This is a genomic window from Pseudomonas sp. LBUM1651 (assembly GCF_059716135.1).
The window spans coordinates 2,787,838-2,812,154 of record NZ_CP166805.1 but is presented as its reverse complement, the minus strand read 5'-3'; the positions used below and the strand labels follow the sequence as shown (position 1 = coordinate 2,812,154).

Here is a 24,317-nt window from a genome sequence, read left to right as displayed (position 1 = left end):
TCAATCCAGAAATTCGGGTTTCTGTTTGCTCAAATGGGCGGCCATGGCCACGCGCATGTCATTGGATTGCAGCATGGCGGCGTTCCAGGTGGCGACGTATTCGAGGCCGTCGTCGATGCGATGGTCACGCATGTAGCTGATCATCTCCTTGGTGCCGGTGACCGCAATCGGCGACTTGCTGGCGATTTCGCGGGCAATGCCCATGACGCCGTCGAGCAGGCTGGCGGTGTCGCTGTAGACGCGATTGACCAGACCGATATTGCGCGCTTCCTCGGCGCCGAACGAGCGACCAGTGTAAGCCAGTTCACGCAGCATGCCGTCACCGATGATCCGCGGCAAGCGTTGCAATGTGCCCACGTCGGCGGCCATGCCGAGGTCGATTTCCTTGATCGAGAATTGCGCGTCTTCGGCGGCGTAACGCATGTCGCAGGCCGAAATCAGGTCGATGGCGCCACCCAGGCAATAACCCTGAATCGCCGCCAGTACAGGTTTGCGGCAGTTATCCACGGCGTTGAAAGACGCTTGCAGCCTGAAGACCGTGCGGCGCAGCAGGCGCGCGTTGCGCCCCACGTCCTTGCCCAGCTCATTGGCCACACCGGCCAGCATCATCAGGTCGATGCCGGACGAGAAATGTTTGCCGGCGCCACTGAGCACGACCACCCGCACTTCGTCGGTGTCGTCGATCCACTGGAAGATCTCGATGATCTCGCTCCAGAACGCGGCATTCATCGAGTTGATCTTTTCCGGTCGATTGATTTGTACATGGGCGATTTTGTCGACCAGTTCGACTGTGAACGCAGTGTACTGAGACATGGCAGTGATCCTTTACCGGGCAAAAAAATGGGCCCGAACTATAACAAGGCATCCCGTTCGGCAGTAAGGCAGCGGATCGGCCAAAAGCGGGACCGCAGAGCGCATCACAATAGTGCGCTGGCATTACAGCGCTCGCACATTAGTGTGAACGCCAGGTTACTTTTTGGGGCTCTATCGCAAAAAAATATGCCCTTCGTCGGAGCGTTGCGGTGTCTATCCGGTACGTTCGTACCTCATTGAACCGATTGTCGAACAATTTTGCCATCTATCCTTCACCGCTCTAAGTTCTGGCCTAGACTCATTTTCGCGGGGCAAAACCGGTCGGTCACAAAGTGCAGAAAAAATCGAAACTTTTGCTGTTCGTGATCGGTCCTCTGACAGGTAGGTGCGTTGCGACTGGTGCAATCCTTGCAACGTCCACTCCAGCCAATCTGCTTCAACGCATGGGCAGCGCTTGCTGAACGATGCGTCGCGCGTTTGCGCCCGGCCACAGGAATTGGCCACGAACCACCGTTTGCCAGACCTGAGAATTAGATCAACAACACGGGAGATTCATATGATCAGTGCGGCTTTAGACATCCAGGGAGAACGTGCTCATCAGCAGGTCGGCGATACGGGCGCCGTGAGCGCCCCAAGTGCCCAATCGATCAACGTCCCGAGCACCAAGACGCTGACGCCGGTGGCCAGCCAGAATCCCAATCGAAAAAAAGTGTTGTTCGTGACCTCGGAAATCGCCGACCTGGTGAAGACTGGCGGTCTGGGCGACGTCTCGGCAGCACTGCCCCGGGCCATGGCGCTATTGCACGATGTGCGTGTGCTGATCCCCGGTTACCCGCAAGTGCTGAACAGCGAAAACCCGATTCATATTATTGGTGAGCTCGGTGGTCACGCCGCGTTGCCACCCTGCAAGATCGGGCGCATGGACATGCCCGACGGTCTGGTCATTTACGTGTTGATCTGCCCTGAGCTCTACGAGCGCGAAGGGTCGCCCTACGGCGCCAACAACGGTCGCGACTGGCCGGACAATCATATCCGCTTCGCCCGCCTGGGGCTGGCCGCTGCCGATATCGCTGCCAACCTTGCACAAATTCACTGGTGCCCGGACCTTGTGCACGCCCATGACTGGCCTGCCGGCCTGGCACCCGCTTATATGCACTGGCGTGGGCAGCGCACCCCGACGCTGTTCACCATTCATAACCTCGCCTACCAGGGCGTGACCAGTCTTGGGTCGTGCCCGGAACTGGGTATTCCCCTGCATGCCTTGCAACAGGAAGGCATGGAGTTCTACGGCAAGATGTCGTTCCTCAAGGCCGGCATGGCCTATTCGAGCCACATCACCACCGTCAGCGCCACCTATGCCCAGGAAATCACCACCCCGGCCTTCGGCTGCGGTCTCGACGGTTTTCTCGCCGCAAAGACCCAGCAAGGCCTGCTCAGCGGCATTCCCAATGGCATTGATGAGAGCTGGGACGCCGCCACCGACTCGCACCTGTTCCGCCCGTTCAGCATCGGTGACTGGGAAGGCAAAGCGGTCAACGGGGCGCACGTGCGCGACCTGTTTGGCCTGGACGATTCAGAAGGTCCGCTGTTTGCCGTGGTCTCGCGTCTGGTCTACCAGAAAGGCCTGGACCTGACCGAAGCCGTGTCCGAGTACATCGTCCAATCGGGTGGCCAGATCGCGATCATCGGTCGCGGCGAGCCGGAAGAAGAACAAGCCATGCGCGAACTGGCCCTGCGTTTCCCCGGGCAAATCGGTGTACGCATCGGCTTCAACGAAACAGACGCCCGCCGCATGTTCGCCGGCAGCGATTTCCTGCTGATGCCATCCCGTTACGAACCGTGCGGCCTGAGCCAGATGTACGCCCAGCGCTTCGGTTCATTGCCGGTTGCCCGCAACACCGGCGGTCTGGCCGACACCATCGAAAACGGCGTGACCGGTTTCCTGTTCGACGAATCCACCATGGAGAGTTATCAGGAAGCCCTGAGCCGGGCCTTCAAGGTGTTTGCCTTCCCCGACCTGCTCAACGCCATGCGCTGCCGTGCCATGGCCGCGCCGTTCAACTGGTGCAAAGCGGTGGAACCCTACGCCGAACTCTATGAACAGCTTGTTACCAAGGCGCTGGGGAAATCGAACAGACAGTAAGAGGTTTTTGAACAATGCCGTTACGGACCCTGGAGACCTGGCCCCACGGCGCAATCATGCTGGACGCAGAACACACGCGTTTTGCCTTGTGGGCGCCAGATGCGTTTTTTGTCAGTGTCGAACTGGAAGATGGACAATCCTTGCCGTTACTGCCTCAGGCCGATGGCTGGTTCGTGATCAAAACGCGTTGCCCCGCAGGCACGCGTTATCGCTACAACATCGACGGTGAGATTGAAGTACCCGACCCGGCCTCCCGCGCGCAGGCCGGTGACATTCATCGGCACAGCGTGGTGGTCGATCCCCTCGCCTACACCTGGCAACACAGCACCTGGCTGGGGCGGCCATGGAACGAGGCGGTGATCTACGAATTGCACGTCGGTGCGCTGGGCGGCTTCAGCGAAGTCGAACAGCACTTCGAGCGCCTCGCGGCGTTGGGCATTACGGCCATCGAGCTGATGCCCATCGCGCAATTTCCCGGTGAACGGAACTGGGGCTACGACGGGGTGCTGCCCTACGCGCCCCAGGCGTCCTATGGCACCCCCGAACAACTCAAGCACCTGATCGACACCGCCCACGGCCATGGCCTCGCGGTGATCCTCGACGTGGTCTACAACCACTTTGGCCCGGACGGCAATTACTTGCATCGCTACGCCAAGGGCTTCTTCAATGAAGACAAGCACACACCCTGGGGCGCGGCCATCGACTTCCGGCGGCGCGAGGTGCGTGATTTCTTCATCGACAATGCGTTGATGTGGTTGCTGGAATACCGCTTTGACGGTTTGCGCTTTGATGCGGTGCACGCCATCGAAAGCCCGGACTTTCTGCAGGAACTGGCGCAACGAATTCGCCAGCAGACCGATCCGTCGCGGCATGTCTGGTTGACGGTCGAGAACGAGCACAACCAGGCCAGCCTGCTGCAAGAAGGGTTCGACGCGCAGTGGAACGACGACGGCCACAACGCGTTGCACGTGCTGCTGACCGGTGAAACCGATGCCTATTACGCCGACTACGCCGACAACCCCACCGAACAATTGGCCCGCTGCCTGAGCCAGGGCTTCGTGTTTCAGGGTCACACCAACCGCCATGGCGAAGCCCGGGGTGAGCCCAGCGGTCACCTGCCGCCCACGGCGTTCGTGCTGTTCTTGCAGAATCATGACCAGATCGGCAATCGCGCGTTCGGCGAACGGCTGCACCAACTGGCCCACCCCGACGCATTGAAAGCCGCGACAGCGTTGTTGCTGCTGTCGCCGATGATCCCATTGATGTTCATGGGCGACGAGTTTGCCGCGCAAGAGCCGTTCCTGTTCTTCACCAGCCATCACGGCGAACTCGCGGAACTGGTTCGCGAAGGACGACGTAACGAGTTTTCCGCGTTCAGCGCCTTTGCCGATCCGGATAAACGCGAGCAGATCCCCGACCCGAACGCGCAGCAGACGTTTGAAGACTCTCGTCCGAACCTGACGGCGAGCCGACAATCTGCCATTTACGGGCTGTATCGCCAACTGTTGCAGATCCGTCATGAGCAGATCATCCCGCACTTGCCGGGCGCCCACCCGTTGGGTGCCGACATGCTGGCCCAAGGCGCCGTGACGGCGCGCTGGCAACTGGGCGATGGCAGCCTGCTGCGCATTGACCTGAACCTCAGCGACACGCCGGTGGTCCACTCCCCACAGGCCGGCACTTCGTTGCTGTTCGAACACCCGCCGAAGTCCGCCGACCTGTTGGATCAGGGCACCCTTGCCCCGTATTGCGCGCTAGTCAGCCTCACGGCCGCGGCCCCTTTGCTACCCCCGGATGGAGAGCGCCAATGAGCGATGCGCAACTGGAAATACTGGCCGGCCGAGCTGGCCTGGCAGTCGACTGGATCGACGCCAATGGCCGCCCACAGAAAGTCGCCCCATCAGTGTTACGCAACGTCCTGACCGGACTCGGCCACCCGGCCGGCAGCGCCCAGGAAATCGACGCCAGCCTGCTCGAATTGCAGCAGGTGCAACAGACCCGGCACCTGCCGCCGCTACTGACCGCAGACTTTGGCGTGGGCCTCAACCTGGCGCATTACTTCGAGCCGCAAACACCCTGCGAGATCCATCTTGAAGATGGCTCGCGACTCAGCTTGAAACTGGATGCCGAGGCGATGTTGCCCGGTCTGATCCCGGTCGGTTACCAGCACGTCAGCATTGACGGGCAGTCCTTTACGCTGGCCGTGGCACCGACGCGCTGCTACAGCGTCGGCGATGCCGTCGACAATCCGATCCCCCGCGCCTGGGGCCTCAGCGTGCAGTTGTATTCGCTGCGCCGTCCCGGCGATGGAGGTTTCGGCGATACCCAGGCACTGGAAGATCTCGCCCGGGTGGCCGGTGAACGTGGCGCCGAAGCCTTGGCGATCAGCCCGCTACACGCGATGTTCAGCAACGACACCCAGCGCTACAGCCCCTATTCACCGTCCAGCCGATTGTTCCTCAACAGCCTGTACGCCGCGCCCGGTGCGATCCTTGGTGAGCGAGCGATGCGCACGGCGATTGATGCCACCGGTCTCGCCGCTGAACTCAAACACCTTGAAGCACTGCCACTGATCGACTGGCCTGTCGCGGCCGAAGCCAAGCACCGTCTGTTGCAAGCGTTGTACGAAGGCTTCGTCCAGGGCGAACACCCTCTGCATGCCGACTTCAGCAGTTTCCGCCACGCTGCCGGCGAAGCCCTGGAAAACCATTGCCGCTTCGAAGCCATTCAGGAAGCCCGCGCCGCCAAGGGTGAAAACCTCGACTGGCGCGAGTGGCCCGAGCAATGGCGCGATCCGCGCAGCACGGCGCTGGCTGAATTCGCCGAAGAGAATGCCGGGCGCATTGGCTTCTTTGCCTTCTGCCAATGGCTGATCACCCGATGCCTGGAGCGCGCACAAACCGCGGCCCGCAGCAGCGGCATGAGCATTGGCTTGATCGCCGACCTGGCAGTCGGCGCCGACGGTGGTGGCAGCCAGGCCTGGAGTCGCCAGGATGAACTGCTCGCCTCTTTGACCGTGGGCGCGCCGCCGGACATTCTCAACCGCACCGGCCAGGGCTGGGGAATTTCCGCGTTCTCGCCCGAAGGTCTGGTACGCAACGGCTTTCGCGCCTTCATCGAAATGCTCCGGGCCAACTTCGCCCACGCTGGCGGTCTGCGCATCGATCACGTCATGGGCCTGCAACGGCTGTGGGTGATCCCCAACGGCGCATCACCCGCCGACGGCGCTTATCTCTACTACCCGGTTGACGATCTACTGCGACTTTTGACCCTGGAATCCCATCGGCATCAGGCCATCGTCCTCGGCGAAGATCTCGGGACGGTGGAGGAAGGCCTGCGGGAAAAACTCATCGCCCGCTCGATCCTCGGCATGCGCGTGATGCTGTTCGAACAGGACAACGCACGCTTCAAACCGATCCTCGACTGGCCGGACAACGCACTCGCAACCACCAGCACCCACGACCTGCCGACACTCAATGGCTGGTGGCATGGCCGCGATATCGACTGGAACGCACGACTGGGGCTAATCGATGCCCAGGGTGAAATCGAGTGGCGCCATCATCGCGAACGCGAGCGCGAAGGCCTGCGCCGCGTGTTGAGCGAAGACCCGCAGAACTTCCGCGAGGAGTCCCACGAAACCGATCAGGTGCTCGACGCCGCCATTCGTTTCCTCGGTCATACCCGCGCGCCGCTGGTGTTGCTGCCGCTGGAGGATGCCTTGGGCATTGAACAGCAGGCTAACCTGCCCGGCACCATCGATACGCATCCCAATTGGTCGCGACGTTTGCCCGGCGACAGCGAAGCGCTGCTCGATGACCCGGACGCCGCCCGGCGCCTGGAACTGCTCGCTTGCGCGCGACTTCAGGCCGCCGAGCGTGACAGATGAATCCGCCACGTACTCAACCGCTGCGCGCGACCTTGCGGCTGCAGTTTCATAAAGGCTTTACGCTCGACGATGCGGTGCCGCTGGTACCGTATTTCGCCGGCCTCGGCATCAGCCATGTCTACGCCTCGCCGCTACTGAGCGCCCGCGCCGGCTCCATGCATGGCTATGACGTGGTGGACCCGACCACGGTCAATCCTGAACTGGGCGGCGAAGCGGCGTTGCGCCGGCTGGTCAGCGCGTTGCGTGCGCAGAACATGGGATTGATCCTCGACATCGTCTCCAACCACATGGCCGTCGGCGGCGGTGATAACCCCTGGTGGCTGGACTTGCTGGAATGGGGACGCCTGAGCCCTTATGGCGAGTTCTTCGACATCCAGTGGCATTCGCCCGATCCATTGATGGAAGGCCAGCTGCTGTTGCCCTTCCTCGGCAGCGATTACGGCGTTGCGTTGCAGGACGGCACCCTGCCCTTGCGCTTCGATGCGCAGCGTGGCGCGTTTTACGTTGAACACTACGATCATCACTTCCCGATTTGCCCGATGAATTTTGGCGAACTGCTGAAAGCAGATGACGAGCAACTCAAATCACTGGCCGACCGCTTCAGCACCTTGAGTTATCAGACCGACGCCCACCGTCTGGCGATGCCGTTGAAAGACGAGCTGCGCGAACTCACCAGCGACCCGACCGTGCTTCAAACCATCGAACAGAACCTGAAAGCCTACGATTCGCTCACACCGGACGGCTTCCAGCGTCTGCATCAGTTGCTGGAGCGCCAGAGCTATCGCCTCGCCAGTTGGCGCACGGCAGCGGACGACATCAACTGGCGGCGCTTTTTCGATGTCAACGAACTGGGCGGCCTGCGCGTGGAGCGTCCGGCGGTGTTCGAAGCGACCCACGCAAAAATCTTCGAACTGGTGGCTGAAGGCCTGATCGACGGTCTGCGTATCGACCACATCGACGGTCTCGCCGACCCACGCGGTTATTGCCGCAAACTGCGGCGGCGGGTCGACAGCCTGGCGCCGGATCGGCACTTGCCGATCTACGTCGAGAAGATCCTTGGCGAGGGGGAAACCCTGCACCGTGACTGGTCGGTGGATGGCACCACCGGTTACGAATTCATGAACCAGTTGTCGTTGCTGCAACATGACCCCGACGGCGCACAAACCCTGGGTGAACTGTGGAGTCGCTACAGCGAACGGCCCGCCGATTTCCGTCAGGAAGCACAACTGGCGCGCCAGCAGATCCTCAACGGTTCCCTCGCCGGTGATTTCGAAAGTGTCGCCCAGGCCCTGTTGCAAGTGGCCCGGGATGACCTGATGACCCGCGACCTGACCCTCGGCGCGATTCGCCGGGCGTTGCAGGAACTGATCGTGCACTTTCCCGTGTATCGCACTTACATCAGTCCCCGTGGGCGCTCCGCGCAGGACGATGTGTTTTTCCAGCAAGCCATGGACGGTGCGCGGCAAACCCTCGGCGAGGCCGATTGGCCCGTGCTTGATTGCCTGGCCCGATGGCTGGGTGGTGAACCGTGGCGCAAACGTCCGGTAGGCCGGCCGCGCAAGATGCTCAAACATGCCTGCGTACGCTTTCAGCAGTTGACCTCGCCGGCGGCGGCGAAGGCCGTGGAAGACACCGCGTTCTATCGCTCGGCGGTTCTGCTGTCGCGCAACGACGTGGGTTTCAGCACCGAGCAATTCAGCGCACCGGTGGCCGACTTCCATGCCGCGTGCCTCAATCGCTTCGAAGAATTCCCCGACAACCTGCTGGCCACTGCGACCCACGACCACAAACGCGGCGAAGACACCCGCGCCAGGCTGGCGGTGTTGAGCGAGCGCAGCGCGTGGTTCGCCTGGCAGGTGCCGCTGTGGCAGACGCTGGCCCGGCCGCTGCGCGACGACGACCAGATACCGTCCCCTGGCGATGAGCTGATCCTGTATCAGGCGCTCCTTGGCAGCTGGCCACTGGATCTGCGCAATGACGATAAAGCAGCGTACGAGAACTACACTCAACGTGTGTGGCAGTGGCAACAGAAAGCCTTGCGCGAAGCCAAGTTGCAAAGCAGCTGGAGCGCCCCCAACGACGTTTACGAACACGCGGCTCACCAATTCCTCGAACGCCTGCTACTTAGCCCCGAAGGTGAACGGCTGCGCGCAGCCCTCGGTAAAGCGGCGATGTCGATTGCTGCACCCGGTGCACTCAACGGCTTGGCGCAAACCTTGCTGCGCATGACTGTACCGGGCATTCCGGACCTTTACCAAGGCAACGAGTACTGGGACTTCTCGCTGGTCGACCCGGACAACCGTCGCCCGGTGGATTACGCCAGTCGTCAACAGGCCATGCAGAGTCCGCTGGACGTGCCTGACTTGCTGACGAACTGGCGAGACGGGCGTATCAAACAAACCTTGATCGCGCGCACGTTGAACCTGCGCGCCGAGCATGCCGAGCTGTTTCAGCGAGGGTCGTATCAAGCGCTGGAAGTGGTCGGCAGCGAGGCACACCGGGTGCTGGCATTTGCGCGCTCGTACAACCAGAAGCAGGCCATCGTGATCGTACCGATACGCTGTGCAGGCCTGCTGGAAAACAGTGCCGAACCTCAGGTCGGTGCGCAGCAGTGGGGCGAAACGCGGGTCAAATTACCGTTCACCACCCCTGACGACAATCTAAAGGGACTTTTTTCCAGCGTCGCAGTCACAGAACACAAGGAGCTGATGATTAGCGCCGCGCTGGGGGATTTCCCGGTCAATCTCTTTATCCAAAACTTTGAGTTCAGTTCAGGAGCATAGCGATGAGTACCGACGAAAAACGCATCCGCGAATTTGCCTATCAGATCTGGGAATCGGAAGGGAAACCCGAGGGAGAGGAAGCCCGTCATTGGGAGATGGCTCGCAAGCTGGCTGAAGCCGAAGCCTTGGCGCCGAAGAAATCACCGAAGGCTGCCGGTAGCAAAGCCGCCACCGCCAAACCGGCGGTCAAAGCGGATGGCAAGCTCAACGGTCAGGCCGATGGCAAGGCTGCGGCATCGAAAGCCAAGGCCAAACCGGCCGCGGCAGCTGCGAAAGTAACCCCGTCGGGTGAAAAAGCCGCCGAGAAAAAACCGCGCACCACGAAAAAACCACCCGCGGTTTGACGCTTCACTTCATTGCACTTGATTGAACTCGTGGCGAGCCCGCTCGCCACCTTGGGCGCGCTCGCCCCGAAAACCCTGTAGGAGCGAGCTTGCTCGCGATGGAATCACGAGCGACGCATTTATCCAGAAAGTACGCGTAATCGTTAACGTCCATCGCGAGCAAGCTCGCTCCTACATGATGAATTACCCCCTTTTGCAGGAGCACCGATGACCAGTCCGAAAAAATCCGCGCCAGAACCTCAAGCCGAGGCCTCGCGAATCCGTGAAGGCTTGCCCTTCCCGCTGGGCGCTACCTGGGATGGTCTGGGGGTCAACTTTGCGTTGTTTTCCGCTAACGCAACCAAGGTCGAACTGTGCATTTTCGATGACGCCGGCGAAGTCGAACTGGAACGCATCGAGTTGCCGGAGTACACCGACGAGATCTACCACGGTTACCTGCCCGACGCCCATCCGGGGCTGATCTACGGCTACCGAGTCTACGGTGCCTATGACCCGGCCAACGGTCATCGCTTCAACCACAACAAACTGCTGATCGACCCCTACGCCAAACAACTGGTCGGCCAGTTGAAATGGTCCGAAGCGCTGTTCGGCTACACCATCGGCCACCCCGACGCCGACCTCAGTTTCGACGAGCGCGACAGCGCGCCGTTCGTGCCCAAATGCAAAGTCATCGACCCGGCACACACCTGGGGCCACGACCATCGCGTCAGTGTGCCGTGGGACAAGACGATCATTTATGAGACTCACGTGCGCGGCATCAGCATGCGTCACCCTTCCGTCCCCGAGAATGTGCGTGGCACTTTCGCCGGGTTGATGGTCGATGACGTGCTGGAACACATCCGCAAACTCGGTGTGTCGACCGTGGAATTGCTGCCGATTCACGCGTTTGTGAATGACCAGCATTTGTTGCACAAGGGCATGACCAATTACTGGGGCTACAACAGCATCGCGTTCTTCGCCCCGGACCCGCGCTACCTGGCCAGCGGCAAGATCGCCGAGTTCAAGGAGATGGTCGCGCACCTGCACGAAGCCAATCTCGAAGTGATCCTCGACGTGGTCTACAACCACACCGCCGAGGGCAACGAACAAGGCCCAACCCTGTCCATGCGCGGCATCGACAACGCCTCGTACTATCGTTTGATGCCCGACGACAAGCGCTTCTACATCAATGATTCCGGCACCGGTAACACCCTGGACCTGAGTCACCCGTGCGTGCTGCAAATGGTCACCGACTCCCTGCGCTACTGGGCCACGGAAATGCACGTGGACGGTTTCCGTTTCGACCTGGCGACCATTCTCGGTCGCTATCACGATGGCTTCGACGAGCGTCACAGCTTCCTCGTCGCCTGCCGCCAGGACCCGGTGCTGCGTCAGGTGAAAATGATTGCTGAGCCGTGGGACTGCGGTCCCGGTGGTTACCAGGTCGGTGGCTTTCCGCCGGGTTGGGTCGAATGGAACGACAAATTCCGCGACACCGTGCGTGCGTTCTGGAAAGGTGACGAAGGGCAACTGGCCGACTTCGCCAGCCGCATGACGGCTTCGGGCGAGATGTTCAACCAGCGCGGTCGGCGGCCGTATGCGTCGATGAACTTCATCACCGCCCACGACGGTTTCACCCTCAATGACCTGGTGTCGTACAACGACAAACACAACGAGGCCAACGACGAGAACAACCAGGACGGCAGCAACAACAACCTGTCCTGGAACCACGGCGTCGAAGGCCCGACCGACGATCCTGAGATCAACGCGCTACGCCAGCGGCAGATGCGCAATTTTTTCGCCACGCTGCTGCTATCCCAGGGCACGCCGATGCTGGTGGCCGGTGACGAGTTTGCCCGCACTCAGGAGGGCAACAACAACGCCTATTGCCAGGACAGCGAGATCGGTTGGGTCAATTGGGACCTGAGCGAAGACGGCAAGGCCTTGCTGAAGTTCGTCAAACGCCTGATCAAGTTGCGCCTGACCTACCCGATCCTGCGTCGCGGACGGTTCCTGGTGGGCAATTACAACGAGGACATCGGCGTCAAGGACGTCACCTGGCTGGCGCCGGATGGCAGCGAAATGACTATCGAACAGTGGGAAGAAGCGCACGGCAAATGCCTGGGCATGTTGCTGGATGGCCGCGCGCAGGAAACCGGGATTCGCCGCAAGGGCGGTGACGCGACCTTGTTGCTGGTGGTCAACGCGCACCACGACATCGTCAACTTCACCTTGCCCGAAGTCCCGGACGGCGGTTTCTGGACCTGCATGGTCGACACCAACCAACCTTCGATTCGTGGCCAGGAACGCTTCGAGTTCGGTCACGAATACTCCGTCACCGGCCGTTCGCTGCTGCTGTTCGAATTGCAGCATGAGGAAGAAGAGTGAAATGGACCTACAGGCTTTTCTTCAACGACAGTCAGCGGACTACGCCGATACACGAGCGCTAGGCCGGTGCTTGCGGGAACTGGTCGAGGCCGGATAAATAACCTGTCGGGCGCACATCGGCGCGACGAATAGCCGTTCATGAGCAATACTCTGCTCGCTGCAATCCAGGGTTCGGAGCGCGGCACTTTGCTATCAACTAGAACAAGGACGTAGCCCGATGAAATCTGTTTCCATCACCGACAGCAGCCCGTCAGCGCAGATCTGGAATAGCGCTCTTCAGCTGGACAATGTTCCGGTCATCAACACTCAGACCCTGGTCCCCGCTGGCGCGCGCGCCGTGGTGATCGCGCCGCATCCCGGTGACGAAGTGGTGACCTGCGGCGGTCTGCTGCAATTACTCAGTGCCCTTGGCCATCCCCTGCAATTGATCTCGATCACCGACGGCAGCGCCAGTCATCCGGGGTCGCAGCAGTGGTCAGAGAAACGCCTCAGCGTGTTTCGCCCCCAGGAAAGTGTCGAAGCCTTGCGCCGGCTCGGATTGCCGATGCACAGCCTGAAGTGGATTCGCGGCGGTTTTACCGACAATGCCCTGGCCGAGCGTGAGCTTCAATTGACCCAGTTCATTGCCCGCTACCTGCGGCCTGGCGATGTGGTGTTCACCACCTGGTGCAAGGACGGCAATGTCGACCATGAAGCCGTCGGTCGCGCCAGCGCCAAAGCCGCGGCCTCGGTCGGCGCCGCGTTCAACGAAATGCCGGTCTGGGCGTGGCACTGGCCGTCGCGTGACAGTGGATTGATCCCCTGGCATCGCGCCCGCAAAGTCCGTCTCGATACGTGGTCCGTCGCGCGCAAAAGCCACGCCACTCACGCTTACGCCAGTCAGCTCAACGGTGAACCGGCCATCGGTATCGCCCCGCTGCTCCCACCGGTGCTGCTTGAGCGGATGCGGTTGCCGTATGAAATCGTGTTCGTCTGAACGCACAAATTTCCTTGTAGGAGCCGAGCTTGCTCGCGATGACGGAATGATATTCAACATTGATGTCGACTGATACACCGCTATCGCGAGCAAGCTCGGCTCCTACAATGGTTTTGTACCTCGGGTATCGTTGCTCAAACTGAACTGCCCGCCGCCGCATCAGTCGCATACATAAGCAACCCGGATTCAGAGGAGTGAAAGTGAGCGATGATTCCAAACGGCAATCCGTCGACTCGGTGCCATTGATCACGCCCCCGGCGATTCATCGACTTCGGGTGCTGACCGTCAACACCCACAAGGGTTTCACCGCGCTCAACCGACGCTTCATTCTCCCGGAGCTGCGTGAGGCGGTACGCAGTACGTCGGCGGACCTGGTGTTCCTGCAGGAAGTCGTCGGTGAACACGAGCGGCACTCTTCCCGTTTCAACAATTGGCCGCAGACCTCGCAATACGAGTTTCTGGCGGACAGCATGTGGAGCGATTTCGCCTACGGGCGCAACGCGGTCTACCCCGATGGCCATCATGGCAACGCACTGCTGTCGAAATACCCGATCCGCGAATACCGCAACCTCGACGTCTCGATCACCGGGCCCGAACGCCGCGGACTGTTGCATTGCGTGCTGGACGTGCCGGGGCACGCCGAAGTCCATGCGATCTGCGTGCACCTGAGCCTGCTGGAAAGCCATCGCCAGTTGCAGCTCGAATTACTTTGCCAACTGCTGGAATCATTGCCCGTCGATGCCCCGGTGATCATCGCCGGCGACTTCAACGACTGGCAGCTACAAGGTAACACCGCCCTCGCCCGTCGCGACTACCTGCACGAAGCCTTCGAACGCCACCATGGTCGCCCTGCCAAAACCTATCCGGCGCGGTTTCCGTTGCTGCGCCTGGACCGAATTTACCTGCGCAATGCCAGTAGTCACGACCCGCGAATATTGGGTAGCAGGCCGTGGACGCATTTGTCGGATCATTTGCCGTTGGCGGTTGAAGTGCATTTGTGATTCGCCGTCAGTCTCGTTGAACCCCTCGCTACAAAAAAGAAAATAACGGCCCTACCTGTTATTTCTGACAGTAGCCACGCTCAAAATCTGTTGTTACGGTGCGCCTGTCCGTATCAGTTGCACGTACGGATGGAACCGTAGCGGCCAACATTGCCAGTTTTTTTCAGTTCGGGTCATTTGCATTACCGATGACGTCTCGCAATTCGCGCTGCCAACGGGCGTCTGAAACCCTGTCACTCCTGACGAGTGAAGGTCTCGGACGCCAACGATGCGTGGAGACGAGCATGACTTTTTCGACAGACTTGCCCAAGTACCGTTATTCAGCCTGCGCCCTTTCCCTCTCGCTGTGCATAGGCGCATCCCCCTCTACTCTAGCGAGTTGCACGTTCACACCAACCGCCGGCAACGACAGATTCACTTGTGACAGTGGCAGCGGTGGGCCGTTGACCGATCTGTCAGGCAATAACACCCTGAGCTTTCCCGCCAATGGCACCGGCACCCTCAACGGCAATGTGACCTTTGGCGCCGGCAACGACGCCGTGGACATGAGCTCGGGCACCCTCGCGGGCACTCTCGATCAGGGTGACGGCACCGACAGACTGACCATCAGCGCCGGCCAGGTGACCGGTGCCGTCAGCCAAGGCAACGGCACCGATGACTTCATCATGTCGGGTGGAACCATTGCGTCCCTCGCCCAAGGCGACAGTCGAGACACCTTTCTCATGACCGGTGGCACCATCGTCGGTGCATTCGAGGATGGCGATACGGCCAGAATGGCCGCCGGCACCATCGGCCGGGTCGACATGAAGCTCGATGACAACCTGTTCGATCTCTCCGGCGGGCAGATTCTTGGCAATCTGGTTACCGGATTTGGCACCGACACCATCATCGTTTCCGGGGGGCGGATCGGCGGCAACGTCAGTGTCAGCGGCGGCAAAGATAGCGTCACGGTGACGGGAGGCGAGATCGTCGGCGAAGTCCGACTCAGCGCTGGTGATGACACCCTGCTCTGGGACGGCGGTGGTGTCATCCGCTCAGCCATCCTCATGGGTGAAGACAATGACAGCGCCATGCTGCGCAATCTCGGTGAAAGCATCCTCGCCGCCTCGCCGACCATCGATGGCGGCAACGGCAACGACCTGCTGACTTTCGACCGGACCACCTCGGCAGGCGCCAGCCGTTATATCAATTGGGAAACGGTAAACTTGAGCAACGGCTCGCGCTTCGACCTCGCCGGCAATTTTTTGCTGGGTGATAACGCCAGCGGCACGGGTGTGTTCAATATCGATGGCAGTAGCATCCTGACGTCCACCCAGGGCAGCATCACGCCGCTCTCTGCTGCTCAGCGCGCCACCTTGAACAACGCCGGCATGATCGACCTGAGCAGTGGCAATACCCGCACCAATGACACCCTGACGGTACAGGGCAATTATTCGGGCAGCGGCGGTCAGTTGGTGTTGCAAAGTGCGGTCGGCACAGACAATTCCCCCAGCGATAAACTGGTGGTCAACAACGGGACAATGACCGGGAACACCCTGCTTACCGTCAGCAACGTCGGAGGATCCGGCGGTTTAACCCTGCAAAACGGCATCCAGGTGATTCAGGCACAGGGAACGACTACCAGTGACAACGGCGCCTTCGCGCTGAAGAGCCCGGTTTCGGCCGGGCCCTACGAGTACTTTCTGTTCAAGGGAGGAACCACTGCCGGCAGTGAAAACAGTTGGTTCCTGCGCTCCACCGTGGTGGCCTCTGCGCAGGGCACTCCGGTGGCGGCTGCCGGAACGCCGACCTTGCCGACTGCCGTCGCCGGTGCGGCGCCGATTCCCTTGTTCCGCCCGGAGGTCCCGACCTGGTCGGTCATACCGCCGGCAGCGGCACAGCTGACCATGACGGCGCTCGGGACTTTCCATGATCGCCAGGGCGATCAGCGCCTGCTTAAAGAAACCGGGGCCGTCGGCGCTGGCTGGGGCCGGGTCTATGGCAAGAACCTTGAACAGACCTGGGCCGGCACCGTGACGCCGCGACTCGACGGATCGCTCGACGGTTTTCAAGTCGGCAACGACGTGTACAGCTCACAAACGTCCAGCGGGCAAACCTGGCGTACCGGTTTATTCATCGGCCACACCCGCTTGCGGGGCAATGTGGACGGCTTCAACCAGGGCTTTGAAGGCAAGCGCGCGGGCAAAGTCGAGCTGGCAGGCGACAGCTACGGCCTGTACTGGACGTTGACTGATCCCGAAGGCTGGTACGTCGACACCGTAGCGATGGGCACTCGACTGAGAGGCGACAACCGTTCCGAACGCGGACTGAAACTCGACAACCGCGGCCACGCCCTCACCCTTTCGGCCGAGGCCGGTTATCCGATTGCGCTGGTGGATGGCTGGGTCTTGGAGCCCCAGGTGCAAGTGATCCACCAAAAAATCGATCTCGACAGCCAGAACGATGGTGTTTCACGCGTCTCGTTTGATTCCGACGGCATCTGGACCGGTCGCCTGGGGGCTCGACTCAAGGGCCGTTATGCAATCAGTGGCCGGCCAATCGAGCCCTATCTGCGGGCCAATCTTTGGCAGACCTTTTCGGGAACTGACACGGTGACATTCGGGACCTATCCGATCGAAACCCAACAAAAATCCGCTTCGGCCGATCTGGGTGTCGGGGTGGTGCTGAGCCTCGCGTCTTCCGTAAACGTGTACGCCAGTGCCGACTACAGTAGCAATATCGACAGCAACCCGTTGCGCGGGAGGTCCGCCAATCTGGGTGTGCGAATTGCCTGGTAGGATGATAGCCAGCTAGCAAAAGGCCTCTGGAACGAAGGTTTAATGACGTTTTTTCGAACAAACAATCACTTAGATGATCGTCGAAAATCAGTCACTTGCAAACGCTAAAATAGCACTACCACTTATCGGCCATTTTCTTGACGCAGCGTCACCGGTCTTCTTAGCTACACGTACTACCCCCGGAAGTAACACCTGAGGCAATCCCCCAGACACCCGTGAAAACGGGCGGGCCAAGGCTTGCCCCACGCCATTCGGTCGCCCCTCAATCGGGGTAGGAGAGACGCCAGAGCGAGATACCGCATGCGACTACAAGGTAGACCTCCATGAAAACTTCTTTCACCTCACAAGAGATCAAAATCACGATTTGCACTGTCTCGAGTTCACTCCTGCTGTGCTCATCCATGGAAGTGCAGGCCTCGCCTGCCGAGGAAGAAACATCCCCCTGGTATGACCAGGAGGTCCCGGTGCTTACCTTGCCCGCACTCGCATCAACCTACCCCGGCCGCTTCAGCGCCAACCCTGATTTGCGAAGTTCACACCTGACCATCGAAGAGGCTGCACCTTCGGCCTGGGATCAGCTTTACGGACAGGCGTCGCGGCAGGCTCTAACCGATTACCAGTCCCAGGGCTTCACGCTTCCTGGCGCCAATCAATTCAAAGGTCCGGCGATCCTCACCTTGCAAAGTGGTAGCGGCCATACCCAGCAGTTCGGTCTGATCGGCGGCACCAGTCAGTTCCAGAGTAACGGCAACGGCCTGCTGACCAGTCGCGCCCTCGCCGCCCCCAACACCGACACGCTTAACCTGCAAGGTCAGAGCCTCGGTGCCTACTACAGCCTGACCGGCCCCCAAGGCTGGCACGTGGATTTGTCGGCCAGCGGAGGTCGGGTCAACGGCATCAGCCGCAGCGAACAAGGCGCCCGCCAAGTCACCGAAGGCAGCGCAGTCACCTTCTCGGTGGAAGGCGGCTTTCCGATTGGTCTGAGCGACAACTGGGTCGTCGAACCCCAGGCGCAGTTGATCAATCAGCGAGTCACACTGGACACGCCCTACGCAGGATCGGGAAATGCGTCGTCCAGCGACCTGTCCTCCTGGAGCGGCCGGGTCGGTGCGCGATTGAAAGGTAGTTACGACATCAACGGCCTCGCGGTTGAACCGTATGTGCGGACCAACTTGTGGCACACGGTGTACACCGGCAATACCGTGACCCTCGATCAGGTCGACAAGATCAGCAGCAGCCGCTACTCATCCACCGTCGAAGTGGGGTTGGGGCTGGTGGCCAGGGTGACGCCCGCCGTGAGCCTGTACTTCAGCGCCGATTACAGCAGTGATGTGGATGACAATGATTTGAATGGGTTGATTGGCAGTTTGGGTGTGCGGATGCGGTGGTGAGCGTCAGTTTTCAAGAAATGTGTTGTCCGGGCTGACGCCATCGCGGGCAAGCCCGCTCCCACAGGACCACGCGGTACTTGTGGGAGTGGGCTGACCGCGAATGAAAGCGACGCGAATTTAGATCAACCCTCCGGCCGCAACATCAACACCGCCAGCGGCGGCAGATTCAGCACCAGCGACAACGCCTGGCCATGACTCGCCTCCTCTTCGGTAAACGCCCCGCCGCTATTTCCGTAATTCGACCCGGCATACATCGCCGCATCGCTGTTGATCACCTCAGTCCACCGCCCGGCAAACGGCACGCCAATCCGATAGCCCTCACGCGGCACCGGCGTAAAGTTAGCCACCACCAACACCGGCCGCCCGTCCTTGCTCCAGCGCATAAACGCATAAACGCTGTTGATCGCGTCATCGCCGATCAACCACTGGAACCCTTGCGGCGCGTCGTCCTGGTCATGCAAGGCGGGTTCTTCGCGGTACAACCGGTTCAGGTCGCCGACGAGTTTCTGCACGCCTTTGTGTTCCGAATACTGCAGCAAGTACCAATCCAGCTGCTGATCGTGGTTCCACTCGCGCCACTGACCAAATTCGCAACCCATGAACAACAGTTTCTTGCCCGGATGTGCCCACATGAAGCTCAGGTACGCCCGCAGGTTGGCGAATTTCTGCCAGCGATCACCGGGCATCTTGTCGATCAGCGAGTGTTTGCCGTGGACCACTTCGTCGTGGGAGATCGGCAGGATAAAGCGCTCGGACCAGGCATACACCAGACCGAAACTCAGTTCGTTGTGGTGATGTGCGCGGTACACCGGGTCTTGCTGGATGTAGTGCAGCGAGTCGTGCATCCAGCCCATGTTCCATTTGTAGTCGAAACCCAGGCCACCCTGTTGCGTGTTCTGGCTGACGCCGGGCCACGCCGTGGATTCTTCGGCGATCACCAGCGCGCCGGGCGCTTCCAGGTCGACCACATCGTTGAGGTGGCGCAGGAAGTCGATCGCTTCAAGGTTCTCCCGACCGCCATGACGGTTCGGCACCCACTCGCCGGCCTTGCGCGAGTAATCGCGATACAGCATCGACGCCACCGCATCGACGCGCAGGCCGTCGACGTGGAAATGCTTGAGCCAGTGCAGCCCCGAGGCCAGCATGTAGCCGTGCACTTCGGTGCGCCCGAGGTTGTAGATCAGCGTGTCCCAATCCTGGTGGAAGCCTTCCTGCGGGTTGCCGTATTCGTACAGCGCGGTGCCGTCGAATTGCGCCAGACCGTGGGTATCGGTCGGAAAATGCGCCGGGACCCAATCGAGAATGACGCCGATGTCGGCCAGGTGGCAGGCGTTGACGAACGCCGCGAAATCATCTGGCGAACCGTAACGGGCGCTCGGGGCGAATTGCGAGAGCAGTTGATAGCCCCACGAGCCGCCGAACGGGTGTTCCATGATCGGCATCAGTTCAATGTGGGTGAAACCCAGTTCCTTCACGTACGGAATCAACCGTTCGCCCAGCTCATGCCAGTTGTACTGACGGGCCACTTCGCCCAGATCGTCCAGCTCGCATTGCCAGGAACCGGCGTGCAATTCGTAGATCGACAGCGCTGCACCGGGGTGTGAACGCTCGACCCGTGACTGCATCCACTCGTGGTCCTGCCAGTCGATGTTCAGCGGCGAAGCCACTCTCGACGCGGTGTCCGGCGGCATCGAGGTGGCCAGCGCCATCGGATCGGCTTTGAGGGGCAGAATGCCGTGGGCGCCGAGGATCTCGTACTTGTAGGCCTCACCTGCCTGCATGCGCGGGATGAACAACTCCCAGACGCCTGTCGGGTGACGCAGGCGCATCGGGTGCCGACGGCCGTCCCAGTTATTGAAGTCGCCGACCACCGACACTCGTTTGGCGTTCGGTGCCCACACAGCGAAACGCACGCCATCGACGCCCTCGACGTTTTTCAACTGAGCACCGAGGCAACTGCTCAGGTCACGGTGATTGCCTTCGGCGAACAGGTACAAGTCCATTTCACCGAGCAACGGACCGAAGCTGTAAGGGTCTTCGGAAACCTGTTCGCCGCCCGCCCAACGCGTGCGCAGCACATACGGTTGCGCCCGATCGAAATGCCCGACAAACAGCCCAGGCGTTTCGGTGGCCTCAAGGGCGCCGAGTTCCTCCCCGGAATCCTTGGCCAACACCTGCACGCTCAACGCGTCAGGCAGATAGGCCCGAATGAATTGGCCACCGGCATCGTCACCATGGGGGCCGAGAATGGCAAAGGGGTCTTGATGCTGGGCGCGTACCAGCGCGTCGATGTCCCGCGATCTGGGCAGTAACGCCTCTTTAGCGTGCCCCTGTTCCTTGTTCGAGAAACTCATGACTACTCTCCACCAAGATCGGAAAAGGGTTTAAGCCCACTCAATAATCCATATAAACCGTGCAAAGGCACGGGCAACCAGGTGGGCCGATTTTCTGCTTCATAGGCCACCTCATACGCCGCTTTTTCCAGACCGAACAACGCCAGCGCGGCGTCCTCGCCTTCCGGATCTTGCCACGCATGAGCAAGACTAGCTGCCGCCAGCCGATAAGCGTCGACAAATGCCTGTTTCGCTTCATTTAAATAGCGGTCCGAGACCCGCAGCCGTGCTGTCCGGGCATCGGCGGTGTTATCGACGTTGTGCACGTTGATCGCCATGGCCGCCGCGTAGTCGAACGAGCGCAAGACGCCGCTGACGTCCTTGTACGGGCTGTGCTTGCCGCGCCGTTCAGCCAGTGGACGCGCCGGCTCGCCTTCGAAGTCGATCAGGTAAGCGTCGCCCTTGATCACCAGCACTTGCCCCAGGTGCAAGTCGCCATGGACGCGAATGCGCAAACCACCGGTCGCCTTTTTGCCCAATTCCTGGACGTGACCGAGGATGGCTTTTTTGTTGTCCAGTAAACGAGTGACCAGGGTTTTGTCCGCCGGGTTCAGTTCGTTTTGATGCTGCTTTAGCAACTTCAGCGCATGCTCCAGTTGCGCGGCGACATCCTTGGCCGAGGCCAGGGCATCTTTTTGCGTGGTGACTTGCGGGGCGAAGTCCGGATTGTCCGTCGGCGCTGCCAGTACCTGATGCATTTCCCCCAGACGCTGACCGAGCATGCCGGCGAAGTCACGCAGTTCGCCGAGGGCGTTGTAATGCTGTTCCTGCTCGGACATGGCATCGGCGAGCTCGTCGCGCAATGCCCGTTCGAGGTTGTTCTGCGTCCACTCCCACGCATCGCCCTGATTGCTCAGATAGCCTTGGGCGATCATCAGCAGGTTGTCTTCGCCCTTGGCATCGCGGCGGACTACCGACCCCAGCAACGGCGAGATATTGGCGAAGCCTGCACCGGTCAGGTACGCGCTCATTTCCAGTTCCGGGTGCACGCCCGAGGCGACCTTGCGGATCAGCTTGAGCACCAGGCTACTGCCGATCACCACCGAGCTGTTGGACTGTTCGGCCGACAGGTAACGCACTTCCGATTCAGCCGTCAGGCCCAGTCTGGCCAGCTCGGCAGTCGGCTCGAAACGAATCTCGCCGCCATCGGAAGGCAACACGGTGTTGTCCTGCATGCCTTGCAAGACTGCGCGGATGAAATGTTCAAGGCTGAATGCATCGGTGATCAAACCCACCTGCGGACCGCGTCGCACTCGAGACAGCGCCAATTGCTGCGGCAACGCGGGGCCCACCTGATCATCTGCAATGAAGCCGAACGGCAGCTGATAACGGCTGGTCTGGCCGCCGCTGGTGACTTCGATTTCACTCAGCAGCACTGGATGCAGCGCATCACCGAAACGCACGCCGTAGGCCAGGTTGACCTTGTCGATGGCCGCGTCCTTGCCGGCGAACCAGCGTCGGTTTTGCAGCCAGTTTGGCAGGATGCCCTGTTCCAGCGTGCCGCGGGACGGCGATTCGAGCAGTTCTTCCATGCGTTTTTTCAGCACCAGGGTGGTGAAGTCCGGCAGGCTTTGCGCCGGTTCTACGTGCCAGCTAGGCATTTGATTCTCCGTTGCGAGTCCGAACCAGTAAAAACCGTAAGGCGCCAGGGTCAGGAGGAAATTCAACTGGCCTATCGGCGGGAAGGCGTTACCACCGAGCATTTCCACCGGCACCATGCCGACATAAGCGGACAAGTCCAGCTCCGCCGCTTGCGCACTGCGCGATACGTTGGCGACACACAGGATGATTTCGTATTTGCCATCCGGCCCGCTGAATTCACGGGTGTAGGCCAGAATCCGTCGGTTGCTCGGCGACAGCATTTTCAGCGTGCCGCGTCCGAACGCTTTGGATTGCTTGCGCACAGCGAGCATGCGCCGGGTCCAGTTCAGCAGCGAATGCGGATCGCCGGCCTGGGTTTCGACGTTGACCGACAGGTAACCGTATTGCGGGTCCATGATCGGCGGCAGCACCAGGCTCGCCGGATCGGCGCGGGAGAAGCCGCCGTTACGGTCGATCGACCATTGCATCGGCGTGCGCACGCCATCGCGGTCACCGAGGTAGATGTTGTCGCCCATGCCGATTTCATCGCCGTAATACAGCGTCGGCGTACCGGGCATCGACAGCAGCAGGCTGTTCAGCAGCTCCACTCGGCGACGGTCACGTTCCATCAAGGGTGCGAGGCGACGGCGTATCCCCAGGTTGATCCGCGCCCGACGGTCGGCCGCGTAGTAGTTCCACAGGTAGTCGCGTTCCTTGTCGGTGACCATCTCCAGGGTCAGCTCATCGTGGTTGCGCAGGAAAATCGCCCACTGACAATTGGCAGGAATCTCCGGGGTCTGGCGCAGAATGTCGGTGATGGGGAAGCGGTCTTCCTGGGCCAGCGCCATGTACATGCGCGGCATCAACGGGAAGTGGAAGGCCATGTGGCATTCGTCGCCGTTGAGGCCTTTGGCGTCGGTGTCACCGAAGTACAGCTGCGTATCTTCCGGCCATTGGTTGGCCTCGGCGAGCAGCATGCGGTCGGGGTAATTGGCGTCGATTTCGGCGCGGATCTGCTTGAGGACGTCGTGTGTCTCCGGCAGATTTTCGTTGTTGGTGCCGTCCCGTTCGATCAGGTACGGAATCGCATCCAGGCGCAGACCGTCGATGCCCATGTCGAGCCAGTAGCGCATCACCGAGAGCACGGCTTTCATGACCTGCGGGTTATCGAAATTCAGGTCCGGCTGGTGCGAATAGAAACGGTGCCAGAAGTACTGGCCGGCGACCGGGTCCCAGGTCCAGTTGGATTTCTCGGTGTCGAGAAAGATGATGCGGGTGCCGTCGTATTTCTGATCGTCATCGGACCACACGTAGAAGTCCCGCGCTGCCGAGCCGGGTTTGGCTTTGCGCGCACGCTGGAACCAGGCGTGCTGGTCCGAGGTGTGGTTGATGACCAGTTCGGTGATGACTCGCAAGCCACGCTTGTGGGCTTCGGAAATAAAACGCTTGGCATCGGCCATGGTGCCGTAATCGGAATGCACGCCGCGGTATTCGGCGATGTCGTAGCCATCATCGCGCCGTGGCGACGGGTAGAACGGCAGAAGCCAGATGGTGTTGACACCGAGGTCGGCGATGTAATCGAGTTTGGCGATAAGACCGGGAAAGTCACCGATTCCGTCGTTGTTGGAGTCGAAAAAAGATTTAACGTGAACCTGGTAGATCACTGCATCCTTGTACCAGAGTGGATCCTTGATAAAGGTGGCTGCCTTGGGCTTCTTCGCCATTTGAAACTCCTGTTGAATTCAATAAAGCCACCAGGCGAAACACTCATGCTGCCTGGCTCTTTTGTGGCGAGGGAGCTTGCTCCCGCTGGGCTGCGAAGCGGCCCCTGCATTTCGTTCTGATAAACCGCATCCACAGGA

13 protein-coding genes are annotated in these 24,317 nt (G+C 60.5%); 10 read left to right on the top strand and 3 right to left on the bottom strand.

The window, feature by feature from the left end; all coding sequences use genetic code 11:
- On the bottom strand, window positions 1–813 hold the full coding sequence (locus ACA066_RS13080; protein ID WP_497699559.1) for a crotonase/enoyl-CoA hydratase family protein: 813 nt from the start codon (window positions 811–813) through the stop codon (window positions 1–3).
- Window positions 814–1,369: 556 nt separating this feature from the next.
- Between ACA066_RS13080 and glgA the strand changes: the two genes are divergently transcribed.
- The 10 genes from glgA to ACA066_RS13030 all read left to right on the top strand — a co-directional run bounded on the left by glgA (window position 1,370) and on the right by ACA066_RS13030 (window position 18,481).
- Window positions 1,370–2,956 (top strand): glycogen synthase GlgA, encoded by a 1,587-nt coding sequence (gene glgA / locus ACA066_RS13075; protein WP_497699558.1) that lies wholly within the window; start codon window positions 1,370–1,372, stop codon window positions 2,954–2,956.
- A gap of 14 nt (window positions 2,957–2,970) precedes the next feature.
- Window positions 2,971–4,767, top strand: a complete 1,797-nt coding sequence (gene treZ, locus ACA066_RS13070; protein WP_497699557.1) for a malto-oligosyltrehalose trehalohydrolase — start codon at window positions 2,971–2,973, stop codon at window positions 4,765–4,767.
- On the top strand, window positions 4,764–6,842 hold the full coding sequence (gene malQ, locus ACA066_RS13065) for a 4-alpha-glucanotransferase (RefSeq protein WP_497699556.1): 2,079 nt from the start codon (window positions 4,764–4,766) through the stop codon (window positions 6,840–6,842). Before treZ ends, malQ begins: the two co-directional genes overlap by 4 nt.
- Window positions 6,839–9,625, top strand: a complete 2,787-nt coding sequence (locus ACA066_RS13060) for a malto-oligosyltrehalose synthase (protein ID WP_497699555.1) — start codon at window positions 6,839–6,841, stop codon at window positions 9,623–9,625. The genes malQ and ACA066_RS13060 overlap by 4 nt, the downstream gene beginning before the upstream one ends.
- 2 nt (window positions 9,626–9,627) lie before the next feature.
- A complete protein-coding gene (locus ACA066_RS13055) occupies window positions 9,628–9,969 on the top strand; it encodes a DUF2934 domain-containing protein (protein WP_497699554.1) in 342 nt (113 codons plus the stop codon).
- A gap of 207 nt (window positions 9,970–10,176) precedes the next feature.
- Complete coding sequence (gene glgX, locus ACA066_RS13050; protein WP_497699553.1) at window positions 10,177–12,336, top strand: glycogen debranching protein GlgX; 2,160 nt, start codon at window positions 10,177–10,179, stop codon at window positions 12,334–12,336.
- Between the two features lie 217 nt (window positions 12,337–12,553).
- Window positions 12,554–13,312 (top strand): PIG-L deacetylase family protein, encoded by a 759-nt coding sequence (locus ACA066_RS13045; RefSeq protein WP_497699552.1) that lies wholly within the window; start codon window positions 12,554–12,556, stop codon window positions 13,310–13,312.
- A 200-nt stretch (window positions 13,313–13,512) separates the two neighbouring features.
- Complete coding sequence (locus ACA066_RS13040) at window positions 13,513–14,313, top strand: endonuclease/exonuclease/phosphatase family protein (RefSeq protein ID WP_497699551.1); 801 nt, start codon at window positions 13,513–13,515, stop codon at window positions 14,311–14,313.
- A 284-nt stretch (window positions 14,314–14,597) separates the two neighbouring features.
- On the top strand, window positions 14,598–17,090 hold the full coding sequence (locus ACA066_RS13035) for an autotransporter family protein (protein WP_497699550.1): 2,493 nt from the start codon (window positions 14,598–14,600) through the stop codon (window positions 17,088–17,090).
- Between the two features lie 323 nt (window positions 17,091–17,413).
- Window positions 17,414–18,481, top strand: a complete 1,068-nt coding sequence (locus ACA066_RS13030; RefSeq protein ID WP_497699549.1) for an autotransporter outer membrane beta-barrel domain-containing protein — start codon at window positions 17,414–17,416, stop codon at window positions 18,479–18,481.
- 122 nt (window positions 18,482–18,603) lie between these two features.
- Here the strand turns inward: ACA066_RS13030 and glgB are convergent, their stop codons facing one another.
- Entirely contained in the window at window positions 18,604–20,835 is a 2,232-nt protein-coding gene (gene glgB, locus ACA066_RS13025; RefSeq protein WP_497699548.1) for a 1,4-alpha-glucan branching protein GlgB, read from the bottom strand.
- 2 nt (window positions 20,836–20,837) lie between these two features.
- The gene (treS, locus tag ACA066_RS13020; protein WP_497699547.1) at window positions 20,838–24,179 is read right to left on the bottom strand and encodes a maltose alpha-D-glucosyltransferase; all 3,342 of its coding nucleotides are present in this window, start codon (window positions 24,177–24,179) and stop codon (window positions 20,838–20,840) included.
- Between the last annotated feature and the right edge of the window lie 138 nt (window positions 24,180–24,317).